The sequence below is a fragment of the Paraburkholderia sp. BCC1885 genome (assembly GCF_900996235.1).
Lineage (GTDB): Bacteria > Pseudomonadota > Gammaproteobacteria > Burkholderiales > Burkholderiaceae > Paraburkholderia.
Genome location: NZ_CAAJGM010000188.1, coordinates 34,414 through 48,239, shown reverse-complemented (window position 1 = coordinate 48,239; position 13,826 = coordinate 34,414). Strand labels below are relative to the sequence as shown.

Sequence of the window (13,826 nt, the reverse complement as noted above, 5' to 3'; positions counted from 1 at the left end):
GCAACGGCCGGTATACTCCGAGGCTTGACCAATCCGCATTCTTTGGTACACGCCACGACACTTGCGCCGTTTCAAGCGCATCGTGTACCAAAAACCCATATGCCCAAAACCGTCCCGCCCCTCAGCGAAGCACAAATCCGCGCGATGGAACCCCGCGCCGCCCGCTATTCTGTCGCCGACGGCAACGGTCTCGTGCTGGAAGTCATGCCGACCGGCAGCAAGATCTGGCGCTTCCGCTATACGCTTGGCGGCAAACGGCAGCCGCTCACCACCATCGGCGACTATCGGCGGATCTCGCTGCGCGTCGCACGCGAGCGAGCGCGGAAATACGCCGAGATGGTGGCGTCCGGCGTGTCGCCTGCGGCCACCGCGCGGCGCGATCGTGGCGCGGAAAAGCGGGTCGACCTTCTGCGCGACGCCGCCGAGCTCTACATGACGACGGCGATGGCGAGCAAATCAGAGGAGTACCAACGAACGACCCGTCGGGCCCTCGACAAAGATGTCCTGCGCGCCGTCGGCAACAAGCCGATCGCCGCGGTGACGCCGGAAGACGTCGTCTCGATCTGTGAGCGGATCAAGAAGCGCGGATCGCCGAAGATGGCGCTCCACACCCGCAACGTCATCAAACGTCTCTACGCCTTCCTGATCGCACGGCAGTTGGCTGCCGACAACCCGGCGTCGGTGGTGCCGGCGCGCTTCATCGCGACCCAGGATAGTCGCACGCGCGTGCTCACTGCCGGCGAGATCGGCACTACGCTGCGCGCGATCGATGCCTCGGGCATCCGTCGGCCGCTCAAGCTCGCTTTGCATCTGCTTGTGCTGACGATGGTCCGCAAGTCCGAGCTCATTGACGCGACGTGGGCCGAGTTCGACCTCAAGGCCGGTTTATGGACGATCCCCGCGGCGCGCATGAAAAATGGCCGTGAGCATGGGGTGTATCTGCCGCGACAGGCTGTCGCGATGCTGCGCGAATTGCGTGAGATGAAGAGCAGCCGGACTTTTGTGTTTCCGACCGTCAGAGGCGAGGACCGTCCTATCGCCCGGAGCACGCTGAACCAGGCGGTCAAGGCGCTTGGGCTGGAAGTCGAACATTTCGTGCTGCACGACTTTCGTCGAACGGCGGCGACCCATTTGCTGGAAATGGGTCAAACGTCCGATGCAATCGATGTCGCCCTTGCACGAAAGGGTAAAGAGGCCTCGAACGACGCGACAAGCGAGTCTGAACGGGCGCCGTCCGCTGAAGAGCAGCGCGCCGTGTTGCAGCGATGGGCGGACTTTGTCGAAGCCCAGATCCAGGCGCCAGCGCAGAGTCTGATAACCGCCAGGCCAGACCTGCGTCGTAGCGTCTAAAGACGCGCCAAGAAGCACGAGGTCCGAAGGGGACTGCTCGCGTAGTCAGCAGGCGCTTTTCGTTTTCGGTACACAGACTTCCGTGAGTCAGCCTGTATTCCCCACCGTTACGACGTCACCCGCGTCCTTTGCTAGGTTATGAATTACAACCACAAATCAAACACGCGTAGCGAAAAGGAATCCTTAGCGCTGGCCACTAGACCCGCCGCGCCATTCAACCGTAGTACGCGTTTCCGCATCCCACGGCTGAATCTCACGCAAAACATATTACGGACGGCTATACATCGCGTTCCAGTCCGCACGCGACACCGCGCTGCGACCCGATTGCGACGCCTCATTCGCTACGCCGCCATAGCCGCTCGCAGCGCCATTTTCGGCCGCCACTCGGGCTTCCGCAGCCTGCGCTGCGACCGGGTAGTGGGTGGGGTCGTCACCCGGACGATAACCGGTCTGTTCGAGCTGGACCAACTCGGCGCGGACCTGCGCGCGGCTGACAGGCGCATTCGACGATTGAGCAAACGACAAGACCGGAGCGGTCAAAACAGCGGCAACGACGACAGCTTGAATGAGCGTTTTCATGATGACTTACCTCGAAGTTCTGTTCCTGTTACGCCACGAACATCTTTGCTCGTAGCTGGTAGAGACAGTCTAGGTAAGTGCGCGCTTAAGATTAAGTACCTGATGTGGAAAGGTTTATTGACAAAATAAGTGTTAACCCTAATTCGCTGATAGAACCCCATAACGGCGGGCGGCGCGGACGAACTGCGCCGAACCTCGCCTCCACGACGTCAAACCACCAGACAAGCCCTCGGAGGCGTGCGACGAAAATACGGCGCCCACTTTTAGTAGCGTTTCGACCTGCGTATCCCATCGCACAACCATTAGCGGTCCCAAATAATCTTCGACGCGTCGCAAACACGCTTTCAGGGTGCGACTCGGAAAACCAATGCAGTCCGATTCCGACAAATCTCAGATCGCTGCGGCGCACACGCCGCCACCCCATTAGGTATGGCTTAGAGTCTGTCCCGTGCGTGATCCCCCGCGCATGTAGTACCATTTTTTGGCCGCCGATTCAGGCGGCCTTTTTGTTTGCTACTCCATTACGCGGGCTTGACGCTGGACACGGCATCAAATTCGACGGTCCGCTCGTTCCCTCATCCGGCTTCTGGACGCCTAAACTGCAAGCAAGGTTGCATGCTTCAGGGAGAGGACCATGACCGAGTCAATGCTAGCCATTTCAATGGCGACCATCCTGATTGTCTTCGGCACCGCGATACGGGCGACCCATGTGGATCGGGAGCGGCTTATCAGGTGGTTCGAGAAACACAATATCCGCTAATGACGGCCGCGTTGGCCGTCGTCGGTTCAGACGAATGGCATCGTAAGGCGACGCGCCTGCATTGTTTGAATCCGCTTAATTTTGGCGGTTCGATGCTGGCAGCGAGGCCATTTCGGGGCATATGCGGTGGTGTTAAAGAAACCGCTTTCCCGCAGCAATGACCTAAAATACAGCCATGATTTGCAATGACGGTCGCGGCCTGAATGGAGGGTCCCATGACTGAATCGGTAATGGCTTATTTGCTGGGGCCACTCGTGATGGTGGTGGTGGGCGCCGCGTTATGGGGCGTCGCGCATGTCCACCGTGACGGCGATCGGCATGGCCGTCGAGAGCGATGGCTCGACACGCATCACGTCGACTGGATGCGTCACCGGCACTGATCGGGCTTCGGCGCAACGCGAACGGTCTGCGCCCATCGACCCATACTTCAAACGTACCGCGGCCTCTCTACTGACTGCTGAGTACGCGTAACACGTCGCGCGCGAAGTCTTCGTCCGCGATCTCCCAGTCGGGCGAGCCGACCGCGTAATCAACTGGATTCCTCTTGCCCTGAGCCTTGCGGATTGCCGCAATGCTCAGCGCGAGGGCTCGCGCCTCGAGATATTCCGGATGATCCGGCCCGAAGGCAATGGAATGTTCGTCGTTCATTGCCAGGATGACGGCTATTTCTTGTCTGAACTTTAGCGCTTAGTGCATTTTATTTGAGCATGCCTCGTAAAACGGGGCTACCGGCGCCGCAGCCTCGGCGCCGATTCCTTCCATGCTTACCAACCCGGTTGCGGCGGCGGTGCATAGCCGTAAGGGCCGGCCGGCGCCGGACTGCACGCGACATACGCGCCGTGGTACTGGTCATAGCAGTATCCCGGCGGCGGCCCTGCATATACAGGCGCCTGCTGATACACCGGCGCATAGGCCTGCGTCTGATAGCCAGGCGCGTAGGCCGGCGCCTGGTAGACGACCGGCGCCGGCGGGTTGATCGCCGAACCGACTACCGCACCCAGCACGGCACCGCCAAGCAGCGCCCCGACAATAGCTCCACCGTCATGAGCCGATGCCTGACCCGCGACGGCAAGACCGCCGGCCATCAACACTACTGCAGCAATTTTTCGCATTTTTTCCGCCATTGGATCATTTAAGTACGTGTGGCGGATTGTGGGCGCGATGCGCGGATACAGATGCTGTAAGTGGTAACCGGGCATTACCATCGTAAAGCGCCCGCGAACGTCGCCCTAAGATGCCACATGCCCGCTGCGCCCCTCTGCTTGCGCCTCACGGCGACCGGCATCATGATGCAGCAGTGAAAAAACGACTTTGAGCGGATACAAACGCTACAAATAGCGGTAAATGTGAACCAACCCGGAGGCCGTTGAGGATCGCCATGAGCTACGACGAGAACAACCCGTTCGCCAGAATTTTGCGTGGCGAACTGCCGTGCATCCAGGTCGCAGAGACGGACGCCGTGCTGGCCTTCATGGACCTGATGCCGCAAGCGGACGGACATGTGCTGGTGGTGCCGAAAGAGGCGGCGGCCGAAATCTTCGACCTTTCCGATGCCGCAACCGTGGCATGTATCCGTATGACGCAGCGGATTGCCGTCGCGGTGCGCGCGGCGCTACATCCGGATGGCGTGTTTATCGGTCAGTTCAATGGCGCGGCGGCGGGACAGACCGTCCCGCATGTGCATTTTCACGTCATTCCGCGTTGGGAAGGTCAGGCGTTGCGCATGCATGCGCGCGAAATGGCGCCACAGGCGACGCTAGAAGCGTTCGCCCAGCGCATACGCGTCCGGCTCTCACAGCTTCAGTGACGATGCAGCAAGCTGCGCAGCGGATGATGCCAGTCGATATGATTCGGATGGTCCTTATCCGCGCGCAGGCGATGCTCCTGCCATAGCTCGTCGGAGAACAGGAATGCGACTATCAGCAGCGGCACGACCAGAAACGCGGCCAGTATCAGGTGCTCCATCACAGCCTCCTTTCGCCCAATCCGAACTTTCATTGTAGACGCACTCCGCGTGCCCGATGTGCGGCCGCGCACGCATAGCCATCTCGAAGGGGAATCTCATGACCACCGAACGCGATACCAGGCTTACCTTGAGACCGCTGGAGCGCCACGATCTGCGCTTCGTCCATGAGGTGAACAACAACGCGAAGATCATGCGTTACTGGTTCGAAGAGCCTTACGAAACCTATTCGGAACTGTCGCAGCTATACGACCAGCACGTCCACGACCAGCGCGAACGCCGTTTTGTCGCGGTGGATAACGACGGCGAAACCGTCGGCCTCGCCGAGCTGATCGAGCTCGACTATATCCACCGACGTGGCGAGTTCCAGATCATCATTGCCCCGCAGGCACAGGGACGTGGCTATGCGACCAGCGCGACGCGGCTCGCCATCGATTACGCGTTTTCGGTGCTCAATCTGCGCAAGATCTATTTGATCGTCGATACGTCGAACGCGGCCGCGATTCACGTCTACGAGAAATGCGGCTTTCGCCACGAGGCGGAGCTGATCGAAGAGTTCTTCGGCAACGGCAAGTATCACAACGCCTTGCGCATGTGCATGTTCCAGCAGGAGTTCTTCGCAACCTACAAGCGCGGCGACTGAAACCCGTCGCCGCCATCCGCCGCTTTACGTCGACGCCTTCTTCCACGTCGCGGCAAAAATGCCGGCGCCGATCAGCAAGCTGCCCCCCGTCCGGTTGATGACGCGTTGCACGCGCGCGCTGCGGATCGCGCGCCGCGCCGCCGAAGCCAGCATCGCATAGCAAAACGCGTTCAAGGTGCCAAGCAGCACGAAGGTCGCCTCGAAAGCGACAATTTGCGACCCGGCGGCAATGTGCGGATCCATGAACTGCGGCACGAATGCCACGAAGAAAATGATGCTCTTCGGGTTGAGCGCCGTCACGGCGAAGGCATGCGCGAAGATCCGGCTGGTGCGCGTCTCCGCGGTGTCGGGCGCGTCCGGCGCCTGCGCGGGCGTGCGCCACAGCTTGATGCCCAGATAAATCAGATAAGCCGCGCCCACCCACTTGAGCGCCGTAAACAGCGCCGCCGACGCCGCGAGGATCACGCCGAGCCCAAGCATCGAGGCGGTCATCGAGGTCAGGTCGCCAAGCGCGACGCCGAGCGTCGTGACGAGCGCGAAACGGCGTCCGTGGCCCAGCGCGTAGGAGATGACCAGCAGCACGGTCGGGCCGGGAATCGCAACCAGAATTGCCGAAGCGATCGCAAAGGGAAGCCAGTGGGCAAGCGTCATAAAGGTCATCTCCAGAAAGTCGCCTGATTTATCCATGAACTTTCAGCGGCTGCAAGCCCCTTTTTCTCACGACGCAGCAACCGTCGCCGCCACGAAGCTGCAGCAGACCTGGCACCGTTTTTATTCTGCAAACGACCCCATATCTGCGGGCTTTTCAATTATCTGTTGAATGACTTTGTGTGCGCCGCATCAAGTCATTTGAAATTCGTATTAAGCCGCTTAATTGAGAATGCTCGTTTACGCGCATATAGGGCGCTTACCTTTGACAGTTAAAGCCGAGCGCCTTTCACGGCCTTTAGGAATCCATCATAAGACGGCCTATTTACGTTGCCGCCTCGCCTTTAAATCCCGTCGGCCGCAGGTGCGACAATTCGCCACTGTTGCGAGCGCACACAAGATGTGCTTGTCGTCGTCCTAACTTCTTCTAAAGTGCTAGATGCGGGTATGACCAGAAGTTAAATACATAGCTAACCTGAGTAATAACCCGCACGGAGGCAAACATGAAAAAGCAAGTCGCTCTTCTAATCGCCGTGGCGGGACTGGCTGCCGTATCAGCGGTGCAGGCACAAGACAGCGTGATCCGGCCGCAGCAAACCATCCAGTTCAAACCGAATGCGTATGGCTGTCTGTCGAAGGATAACCTCGACGCCGCCGATCAGCACGCTCAGGCTGGCGAACAGCAAAAGATGCAGGAATTCTTCTCCGGCTATCAATGCCTGTCGACCCCGGAGAATTCGAGTTTCCGCGTCGTGCGCGTCGTGGGACATGACGTCGAATTCGTCAATTCCGGCAATAGCGACACGCAAGGCCTTTGGGCTAACGACCGATTCATCAAGCAGTAATCGGACGAGGTGAGGTTTTAAATCTCACCTGATTGCGCCTTGCACCCAGTCCTTTAAAAAGGACGCGGTACTGTACGCGCGTGATTAAAGATTACGCCGCCCGGCGGCGTAAATGAAAACGGCTGAGCATTTGCTCGGCCGTTTTATTTTTGTCCACTCAGATAGCATTTCAAGACGTTCCCCTTATTCCGAATATCAATTCCGGTATGGCATGATGAATTCCACGCAAAAAGACGGCATCGCGCCGCGAAATCAAACATCCCGGGCACCCATGACCCGCAGCCATTCGAACTGGTTTGTGCGCGCGCGGCTCAAGACGCGCCAATTACTGCTGCTGGCGGCAATGGAGGAAGAGGGCAACGTGCGGCGCGCCGCCGACTCGCTCGGCATCACCCAGCCGGCCGCGTCGCGCCTTTTGAAAGAGCTGGAGGACATGCTGGGCGTCAGCCTGTTTGACCGGACCCCGCATGGCATGCGCGCCACGCTCTATGGCGAGGTGATGATTCGCCACGCGCGCATGGTGTTGTCGAACCTCAGTCATGCCCATGACGAAATATCGTCGCTGCGCGCCGGGCTGACCGGACAGGTGCGCATCGGCGTGATCGCCGCGGCGGCCGCAACGATGGTGCCGCGCGCTATCGCCCGCGTGAAAGAGCGTTATCCGCAATTGCAAATCTGGCTGCAGGTCGAGACGTCCGACGTGATGCTGGCGCAGGTTGCCGAGGGTGAACTCGACATCATGATCGGGCGGGTGCTGGAGCGGCAGGATCCGCTGAAAATCGAAGTCCGCTACGAACCGCTCGCCGACGAGCCGCTGTGTGTGGTCGCGCGGACTGGTCATCCTCTCGAAAACGCGACAGGTTTGACCTTGGGCGGGCTGGTCGACGCGAGCTGGGTTCTGCATCCGCCGGGCAGCGTGTTGCGACACCGTTTTGATCTGATGTTTTCGCAAATTGGACTCAATCCGCCGCAAAATGTCGTCAATACCGGCAATTTTCTGGCCATCTCCAGTTTGCTGCTTCATAGCGACATGCTCGCCGTCCTGCCCGACGAGGTGGCCCGGCAGTATCAGCCGTATGGTTTGCTGAAGCGGATGCCAGTGGATCTGCCGTGCAGGATGGATACATTCGGTATCATCACGCGCCAGTCGCAATTGCTGTCGCCGGCGGCGTCGATGGTGCTGGAAGCCTTGCGCTCAGCCGCCGCCGACGTGTATGGTGCGGCCTTCGACGCGGCAATGGCACGTTAAATGCTCGGTCATGGCTGCAGAAAGCAGCCGGGCGGTGCGGGCGTTCCATCGTGCACGATCCGAACTCGCCACCCAGGCTGCAATCCGGCCGGCGCCGTTTCCCTGCCAATCTTCCTCGGGCAGTGCGCGCCGCCCCAGACAGCCCGTGCGGGAGCGAGCGATGCACAAACAACACGGTAAGCGGCAGCGAGCTGCCGACGATTCCTTCTCTGTCCGGTCCGCAGGCGCGGGCCCCTGGATTGGCATGGCTCTTAAATCAACGATTTACAAGGCAGAACTACAGATCGCGGACATGGACCGGCATTACTACGCCGACCATGCGCTGACGATTGCCCGCCACCCGTCGGAAACCGACGAACGCATGATGGTGCGCGTGGCCGCTTTCGCGCTGTTCGCGCAGGAACGCCTCGAGTTCTGCAAAGGCTTGTCCGACGCCGACGAGCCCGATCTGTGGCAAAAGGATCTGACCGGCGCGATCGAAACCTGGATCGAAGTCGGCCAGCCGGACGACCGGCGCATCGCGAAAGCGAGCGGCCGCTCCAACGAGGTGGTGGTGATCGCCTACGGCGGCCGCACCTCCGAGATCTGGTGGCAGGGCATTCGCAACAAGGTGGACCGGCTGCGTAACGTCACGGTGTGGACGCTCGGCGAAGAGGTGGGCGAGGCGCTCGGCAAGCTGGCCGAACGAACCATGCGTCTGCAATGCACGGTGCAGGATGGCGCGGCGTGGCTCGGCAGCGCGGATTCGGACCCGGTGCCGATTGAATGGACGGTGCTGAAGGCGCCTGCCAACGCCTGAGTTCAGCTAACGATGCGGTTGACGCGCGGCCGTGCGCGCCGCGCCGTCAGTCCGCACCACGCCGAGCCGATCAAGCCGGTTTTCAGGCGGCGGCGCCTTGCGGCGGCCCCTTCAGTTCGACCATATTCCCCTCGGGGTCGAACAGATACAGCGACGGCCCAAAGCCATCCGCGCCATACCGCACGCCCAGTTCGCCGATGCGTACCCCGCGCTCCTGTAAATGCGCCTTGAGCGCTTCGCCGTCGAACGCTTCGACGCGCAGGCACAGATGGTCCATATTGCGGCCTGCGCCGGGCGCGCCGCCATCCGGCCGGTCGATTTTCGCGCCGACCTTCAGCAGGTCGATCAACGACCGTCCCGCGCGCAACTGGACCAGCCCGAGATCGCGCTGTTCTTTTTCGACGCTGCAACCCAGCACTTCGCAATAGAAGCGGGTCAGCGCGTCGGGATCGACGGCGCGAATCACGACATGGTCGATCTCGCGAATATGGATTTTCATGGAACATGCCCCTTGGACGGTTCTCTACAGTCAATGGAAGTGTAGAAGAAACGCCGAGCGGCAGGCGGGGGCCAAGAGGCGAGGCGCGCAGCCGGCGTCATGCACGGCGCGACCAGGAACCGGCCGTGGGAAACGGCCGCAAGAAATAGCCACAAAAGCAGCGGGCAAAAAATGGGCAAAAAAAAGCCCGCTCTCAGGGAGCAGGCTGAATCCATATCAGGAGGAGACATGGAGGAGACAGGAACTACTATACACACGGGGTTGGTGCGACGCAATAACTTTTTAAGGGAAAACCCGATGGGGTGGCGTTTTGTCGCAACGCCGCTGGAAACCGCGCCGAACCGGCCCCGAAATCCCTGTCGCGGCAAGCGCCGCCGAATGACAGAGCAAGAACCGGAGCGTAGTGTGTCGGCATGCAAACTACATTGGTGACCATCGAAACCGTCTTTTCGAGGACATCATGAACCGAACCGTGACATCCGCCTGGTCCACCGACGCCGACCGCTGGGACGCCGTGACCGAACGCGACCCGCAAGCCGACGGCGCGTTTTTCTACGGCGTCAAAACCACCGGTGTGTTCTGCCGGCCGTCGTGCGCGTCGCGCCAGCCGCGCCGTGAAAACGTCGATTTCTTTGCGACAACGGACGCCGCGCGCGCCGCCGGCTATCGCGATTGCAAGCGCTGCCAGCCGGGCGGCTTGCCGCGCGAGCTCGAAATCGTCAACCGCGCCTGCGCCGCGCTCGACGCCGATCCGCAACAGCGGCTCACGCTCGCGCAATTGAGCGACGCCGTGCACGTCAGTCCTTTTCATCTGCAGCGGCTGTTCAAGCGCGTCGTGGGCGTGTCGCCGCGCCAGTATCAGGCGGCCCGGCGCGGCGCGGCGTTGCGCGAGGCGCTCCATCGCGGCACGGACGTGACACGCGCGACCGTTGACGCCGGTTTCGGCTCGCCGTCGCGCATGTACGAAACCGCGTCGACCGAACTTGGCATGGCGCCCTCGGCGTATCGGCGCAAGGGCGCGGGCCTGACCGTGCATTACGCCAGCGCGCCGACGTCACTCGGCTTCGTGCTGGTGGCGGCCACCGCCAAGGGCATCTGCAAGATCGGTTTCGCTGACGACGCCAGCGCGCTCGCCGACGAGTTGCGCCGTGAGTTCGCCAACGCCGAGGTGATCGAGGATGCCGCGCGGCTCGCGCCATTCATCGCGCAAGTGGACGCCTATCTGCACGGCACTCGCCAGCATTTCGACCTGCCGCTCGATATCGACGCGACGGCGTTCCGTCAACGCGTCTGGGACGCCCTGCGGCGCATCCCCTACGGCGAGACGCGCAGCTATTCGGAGATCGCCGAAGTGGTCGGTTCGCCGCGCGCGGTGCGGGCGGTCGCGAGCGCCTGCGCGACGAACCCGGTGGCGCTGGCCATTCCGTGTCACCGTGTCGTGCAAAAGGGCGGGGCGCTCGCCGGCTATCGCTGGGGCTTGCCGCGCAAGGCGGCGCTGCTCGACGCCGAAGCGCATCACACAGGCGTGCCAGGCATGGAAGCCGTGTCCAAAACCACCGCGCATGGCGCGCCGGTGGACGCCAAAGAAGCGCCCGCGTCCACCCGAGCCGACCCCTCCGGCGCCGCCAGGCGCAAAGCGAAGCCGTCCATTAACCCCGCCGCCAATCTGGATCACGCCGCTTGAGCACCACCGCCCACGACATCGCCATCCTCGAGTTGCCGTTCAAGGCGCCCTACGACTGGCCGCGCATCCTGCGTTTCTTCGCCGGACGCGCGACGCCCGGCGTCGAAGCGGTCGAGGATGGCGCGTATCGCCGCGCCATCGACTGGGCCGGCGACAGCGGCACGCTGACGGTCCGCCCGCACCCGCGCAAGCGCTGCATCGTCGCCACGATCGAAGGTCCGGCCGGCCGTCACGCCGACGCCCTCGCCGCGCCCATCGCGCGAATGTTCGATCTGCACGCGGATCCGCAGGCCATTGCCATGCATTTCGCCGCGGATCCGTGGCTGGCGCAGCTGATCGAAGCGGCGCCTGGTCTGCGCGTCCCCGGCGCGTGGTCGGCCTTCGAACTGGTGGTGCGGGCGATTGTCGGCCAGCAGGTCAGCGTGAAAGCCGCCACGACGATCGTCGGACGGCTGGTGCAGCGCGCCGGCAAACGCATCGAAGATCACCCTCACGAACACACCGCGTGGCGTTTCCCGACGCCGGCCGCATTGGCCGCCGTGGACCTTGCGCAGATCGGCATGCCCGGCAAGCGCGTCGCGGCCCTGCAAGGCATGGCGGCGGCGGTCGCAAGCGGCGCCGTGCCGCTCGACACTCACGCCGAGGTCGACCCCGTCGCCTTGCGCGCCGCACTGCTGGCCCTACCCGGCATCGGTCCGTGGACCGTCGAATACGTCGCGATGCGCGCGTGGCGCGACGCCGACGCGTGGCCGGCGACGGATCTGGTGCTGATGCAGTCGGTCACCGCCCGCGATCCGGCGCTGCTGCGCGCGACCCAGCAGCGCGCCCGCACCGACGCCTGGCGTCCATGGCGCGCCTATGCGGCGATGCACTTATGGAACGACGTGACGGACCGCGCCGGCGGCACACGCGGCGGCTAACCGGCTTCTCGCCGCATCACGCCAACGCCTCACTTGGGGCGAGCGCGGATCGCGCGCAAGGGCATCCCGAAATAGCGGGTTTAAAGCCACTCTCGAAGCGGCCAAGGCAGCCTCAAGCAGCGGTTGTGGCGAGATGTTAAAGTGCCCGCTACTGAAAATTCCGCCGGATGTTGTCGACCGCACATAGCTTCGCTTGAGCGGCACATGGCGGCCGACAACGTCCGACTCGCATCAATGCCAAACACCACACCTTCCCGCACGACCGACCTGCTTTCGCACCGCCTGTCCGTGCTCGCTGCCGGCCCACAGCGCGACGCGCTGACGGCCGGCCTGCGCGGCATCGAAAGGGAAAGTCTGCGCGTCACGCCCGACGGCCAGCTCGCCATGACGCCGCATCCGCGCGCGCTAGGCTCCGCACTCACGCATGCTTCGCTGACCACCGACTATTCGGAAGCGTTGATCGAACTGATCACGCCGGCGGAACGCGACGCCTCGATCACGCTCGACAAGCTCGACGAACTGCATCGTTTCGTCTACGCGAAGCTCGACGGCGAGATCCTGTGGAATAACTCGATGCCGGGTCTCCTGCCCGCCACCGACGACGGCATTCCGATCGCGCAATATGGTTCGTCGAACATCGGCAAGCTGAAGTACGTGTACCGCGTCGGCCTCGCGCTGCGCTATGGCCGCACGATGCAGACCATTGCCGGCATCCACTACAACTATTCGCTCAACGAAGAAGTGTGGCGCCTGCTGCACGTCGACCAGCAATCCACGGCGAGCGCGGTGGATTTCCAGTCCGAGCGCTACCTGGCGCTGATCCGCAATTTCCGCCGCACCAACTGGCTGCTCATGTACCTGTTCGGCGCCTCGCCGGCGCTGGATCGCCGTTTTCTCCGCGATCGCAAACATACGCTGGAGACGTTCGACGCCGACACGCTGTATCGCCCGTATGCAACCAGCCTGCGAATGAGCGATCTCGGCTACTCGAACACCACCGCACAAGCAGCGCTGCACGCCGACTACGACACGCTGCATGGCTACCTCGACGCGCTGGCCAAAGCGGTGAGTCAGCCGTATCCGCCATACGAGAAAATCGGCACGCAGCGCAACGGCGAGTGGGTTCAGATCAACACCAACGTGCTGCAGATCGAAAACGAGTTCTACTCGACGATCCGTCCCAAGCGCATCACCTATCCGGGCGAGCGTCCGCTGCATGCGCTCGCCGCGCGCGGCGTGCAATACGTCGAAGTGCGCTGCATGGACATCGACCCGTTCGAGCCGACCGGCTTCGCGCTGGAGACGGCGCGTTTTCTCGACGCCTACCTGCTGGTGTGCGCGCTCGAAGACAGCCCGTCGCTGCCGCCCGATGCTTACTGCGAGGCGAACCGGAACTTCGGCCGCGTCACCGAGGAAGGGCGCAAACCGGGTCTCGAACTCAAGCGCGACGGCCAGCCGATTGCCATGCACGACTGGGCCAACGAACTGTTCGCAAAGATCGAGATTGCGGCCACGGCGCTCGACACGCTGCGCGGCGACGACGTGCATAGGCGCGCACTCGCCGTGCAACGTGCGAAGCTGGCCGACCCGTCGCTGACGCCGTCCGCGCGCGTGCTGCAAATCATGCGCGACAAGCAGCAGAGCTTTCTCGCCTTCGGCCTCGAACAAAGCGAGGCGCACGCCGCATACTTCCGCGCCCGGCCGCTCGACGCCGCCACGACGCAAGCATTTACGGACCTTGCCACCCAGTCGCTCGAACAGCAGACCAGACTCGAACGCGAGGAGGTGGGTTCGTTCGACGCCTTTGTCGCGGCTTATCGCGCTTACACGTTGAACCGCTTCAGCGTTTGATCGTTCGCCTCGTCAGCCGGTAACGACTACGCATTT

The 13,826-nt window shown here is 62.3% G+C and carries 17 protein-coding genes; 11 read left to right on the top strand and 6 right to left on the bottom strand.

The window, feature by feature from the left end; all coding sequences use genetic code 11:
* Positions 1 to 99 precede the first annotated feature (99 nt).
* Positions 100 to 1,350 (top strand): tyrosine-type recombinase/integrase, encoded by a 1,251-nt coding sequence (locus FQ755_RS16985; RefSeq protein WP_144156011.1) that lies wholly within the window; start codon positions 100 to 102, stop codon positions 1,348 to 1,350.
* A gap of 267 nt (positions 1,351 to 1,617) precedes the next feature.
* Here the strand turns inward: FQ755_RS16985 and FQ755_RS16980 are convergent, their stop codons facing one another.
* Positions 1,618 to 1,929, bottom strand: a complete 312-nt coding sequence (locus tag FQ755_RS16980; RefSeq protein ID WP_144156010.1) for a DUF4148 domain-containing protein — start codon at positions 1,927 to 1,929, stop codon at positions 1,618 to 1,620.
* Positions 1,930 to 2,563: 634 nt separating this feature from the next.
* Here FQ755_RS16980 and FQ755_RS38160 point away from each other — a divergent pair.
* Positions 2,564 to 2,689: a hypothetical protein gene (locus FQ755_RS38160; protein ID WP_260858643.1), complete on the top strand. Its 126-nt coding sequence runs from the start codon at positions 2,564 to 2,566 to the stop codon at positions 2,687 to 2,689.
* A gap of 215 nt (positions 2,690 to 2,904) precedes the next feature.
* Positions 2,905 to 3,069, top strand: a complete 165-nt coding sequence (locus FQ755_RS37395) for a hypothetical protein (protein WP_186308552.1) — start codon at positions 2,905 to 2,907, stop codon at positions 3,067 to 3,069.
* Between the two features lie 67 nt (positions 3,070 to 3,136).
* On the opposite strand, the gene FQ755_RS16975 is transcribed toward FQ755_RS37395, so the two are convergent.
* Together FQ755_RS16975 and FQ755_RS16970 are read right to left on the bottom strand one after the other, a co-directional pair.
* Complete coding sequence (locus FQ755_RS16975) at positions 3,137 to 3,337, bottom strand: hypothetical protein (protein ID WP_144156009.1); 201 nt, start codon at positions 3,335 to 3,337, stop codon at positions 3,137 to 3,139.
* 116 nt (positions 3,338 to 3,453) lie between these two features.
* Positions 3,454 to 3,801 carry an ecotin precursor gene (locus tag FQ755_RS16970; protein ID WP_144156008.1) on the bottom strand — a complete coding sequence of 116 codons (348 nt, stop codon included), beginning with the start codon at positions 3,799 to 3,801 and terminating at the stop codon, positions 3,454 to 3,456.
* Positions 3,802 to 4,067: 266 nt separating this feature from the next.
* Between FQ755_RS16970 and FQ755_RS16965 the strand changes: the two genes are divergently transcribed.
* Positions 4,068 to 4,496 (top strand): HIT family protein, encoded by a 429-nt coding sequence (locus tag FQ755_RS16965; RefSeq protein WP_144156007.1) that lies wholly within the window; start codon positions 4,068 to 4,070, stop codon positions 4,494 to 4,496.
* On the opposite strand, the gene FQ755_RS16960 is transcribed toward FQ755_RS16965, so the two are convergent.
* The gene (locus tag FQ755_RS16960; protein WP_186308557.1) at positions 4,490 to 4,654 is read right to left on the bottom strand and encodes a hypothetical protein; all 165 of its coding nucleotides are present in this window, start codon (positions 4,652 to 4,654) and stop codon (positions 4,490 to 4,492) included. The two genes, FQ755_RS16965 and FQ755_RS16960, sit on opposite strands and share 7 nt — an antisense overlap.
* Positions 4,655 to 4,752: 98 nt before the next feature.
* Between FQ755_RS16960 and speG the strand changes: the two genes are divergently transcribed.
* Complete coding sequence (speG, locus tag FQ755_RS16955; RefSeq protein WP_144156005.1) at positions 4,753 to 5,295, top strand: spermidine N1-acetyltransferase; 543 nt, start codon at positions 4,753 to 4,755, stop codon at positions 5,293 to 5,295.
* Between the two features lie 24 nt (positions 5,296 to 5,319).
* Here the strand turns inward: speG and FQ755_RS16950 are convergent, their stop codons facing one another.
* Positions 5,320 to 5,946 carry a LysE family translocator gene (locus FQ755_RS16950; protein WP_144156042.1) on the bottom strand — a complete coding sequence of 209 codons (627 nt, stop codon included), beginning with the start codon at positions 5,944 to 5,946 and terminating at the stop codon, positions 5,320 to 5,322.
* A gap of 500 nt (positions 5,947 to 6,446) precedes the next feature.
* Between FQ755_RS16950 and sap1 the strand changes: the two genes are divergently transcribed.
* The 3 genes from sap1 to FQ755_RS16935 all read left to right on the top strand — a co-directional run bounded on the left by sap1 (position 6,447) and on the right by FQ755_RS16935 (position 8,836).
* On the top strand, positions 6,447 to 6,788 hold the full coding sequence (gene sap1 / locus FQ755_RS16945; RefSeq protein WP_144156004.1) for a surface attachment protein Sap1: 342 nt from the start codon (positions 6,447 to 6,449) through the stop codon (positions 6,786 to 6,788).
* Between the two features lie 271 nt (positions 6,789 to 7,059).
* Positions 7,060 to 8,037 carry a LysR substrate-binding domain-containing protein gene (locus tag FQ755_RS16940; protein WP_144156003.1) on the top strand — a complete coding sequence of 326 codons (978 nt, stop codon included), beginning with the start codon at positions 7,060 to 7,062 and terminating at the stop codon, positions 8,035 to 8,037.
* A gap of 244 nt (positions 8,038 to 8,281) precedes the next feature.
* Positions 8,282 to 8,836 carry a YaeQ family protein gene (locus FQ755_RS16935; RefSeq protein ID WP_144156002.1) on the top strand — a complete coding sequence of 185 codons (555 nt, stop codon included), beginning with the start codon at positions 8,282 to 8,284 and terminating at the stop codon, positions 8,834 to 8,836.
* 82 nt (positions 8,837 to 8,918) lie between these two features.
* Here FQ755_RS16935 and FQ755_RS16930 read toward each other — a convergent pair whose 3' ends face one another.
* Positions 8,919 to 9,335: a VOC family protein gene (locus FQ755_RS16930; protein ID WP_144156001.1), complete on the bottom strand. Its 417-nt coding sequence runs from the start codon at positions 9,333 to 9,335 to the stop codon at positions 8,919 to 8,921.
* A 460-nt stretch (positions 9,336 to 9,795) separates the two neighbouring features.
* Here FQ755_RS16930 and ada point away from each other — a divergent pair, with 460 nt between their 5' ends.
* From ada to gshA, 3 genes are all read left to right on the top strand, one after another.
* Positions 9,796 to 11,019 carry a bifunctional DNA-binding transcriptional regulator/O6-methylguanine-DNA methyltransferase Ada gene (gene ada / locus FQ755_RS16925; protein ID WP_144156000.1) on the top strand — a complete coding sequence of 408 codons (1,224 nt, stop codon included), beginning with the start codon at positions 9,796 to 9,798 and terminating at the stop codon, positions 11,017 to 11,019.
* Positions 11,016 to 11,939, top strand: coding sequence for a DNA-3-methyladenine glycosylase family protein (locus FQ755_RS16920; RefSeq protein WP_144155999.1), 924 nt, complete (start codon positions 11,016 to 11,018; stop codon positions 11,937 to 11,939). Before ada ends, FQ755_RS16920 begins: the two co-directional genes overlap by 4 nt.
* A gap of 234 nt (positions 11,940 to 12,173) precedes the next feature.
* Positions 12,174 to 13,790: a glutamate--cysteine ligase gene (gene gshA, locus FQ755_RS16915; RefSeq protein ID WP_144155998.1), complete on the top strand. Its 1,617-nt coding sequence runs from the start codon at positions 12,174 to 12,176 to the stop codon at positions 13,788 to 13,790.
* Positions 13,791 to 13,826 lie beyond the last annotated feature (36 nt).

What these genes read in the sequence shown, in the direction of transcription:
- FQ755_RS16985 (WP_144156011.1), top strand. Translation starts at nt 100, where the DNA reads ATGCCCAAAACCGTCCCGCCCCTCAGCGAAGCACAAATCCGCGCGATG.
- FQ755_RS16980 (WP_144156010.1), bottom strand. Translation starts at nt 1,929, where the DNA reads ATGAAAACGCTCATTCAAGCTGTCGTCGTTGCCGCTGTTTTGACCGCT.
- FQ755_RS38160 (WP_260858643.1), top strand. Translation starts at nt 2,564, where the DNA reads ATGACCGAGTCAATGCTAGCCATTTCAATGGCGACCATCCTGATTGTC.
- FQ755_RS37395 (WP_186308552.1), top strand. Translation starts at nt 2,905, where the DNA reads ATGACTGAATCGGTAATGGCTTATTTGCTGGGGCCACTCGTGATGGTG.
- FQ755_RS16975 (WP_144156009.1), bottom strand. Translation starts at nt 3,337, where the DNA reads ATGAACGACGAACATTCCATTGCCTTCGGGCCGGATCATCCGGAATAT.
- FQ755_RS16970 (WP_144156008.1), bottom strand. Translation starts at nt 3,801, where the DNA reads ATGCGAAAAATTGCTGCAGTAGTGTTGATGGCCGGCGGTCTTGCCGTC.
- FQ755_RS16965 (WP_144156007.1), top strand. Translation starts at nt 4,068, where the DNA reads ATGAGCTACGACGAGAACAACCCGTTCGCCAGAATTTTGCGTGGCGAA.
- FQ755_RS16960 (WP_186308557.1), bottom strand. Translation starts at nt 4,654, where the DNA reads ATGGAGCACCTGATACTGGCCGCGTTTCTGGTCGTGCCGCTGCTGATA.
- speG (WP_144156005.1), top strand. Translation starts at nt 4,753, where the DNA reads ATGACCACCGAACGCGATACCAGGCTTACCTTGAGACCGCTGGAGCGC.
- FQ755_RS16950 (WP_144156042.1), bottom strand. Translation starts at nt 5,946, where the DNA reads ATGACGCTTGCCCACTGGCTTCCCTTTGCGATCGCTTCGGCAATTCTG.
- sap1 (WP_144156004.1), top strand. Translation starts at nt 6,447, where the DNA reads ATGAAAAAGCAAGTCGCTCTTCTAATCGCCGTGGCGGGACTGGCTGCC.
- FQ755_RS16940 (WP_144156003.1), top strand. Translation starts at nt 7,060, where the DNA reads ATGACCCGCAGCCATTCGAACTGGTTTGTGCGCGCGCGGCTCAAGACG.
- FQ755_RS16935 (WP_144156002.1), top strand. Translation starts at nt 8,282, where the DNA reads ATGGCTCTTAAATCAACGATTTACAAGGCAGAACTACAGATCGCGGAC.
- FQ755_RS16930 (WP_144156001.1), bottom strand. Translation starts at nt 9,335, where the DNA reads ATGAAAATCCATATTCGCGAGATCGACCATGTCGTGATTCGCGCCGTC.
- ada (WP_144156000.1), top strand. Translation starts at nt 9,796, where the DNA reads ATGAACCGAACCGTGACATCCGCCTGGTCCACCGACGCCGACCGCTGG.
- gshA (WP_144155998.1), top strand. Translation starts at nt 12,174, where the DNA reads ATGCCAAACACCACACCTTCCCGCACGACCGACCTGCTTTCGCACCGC.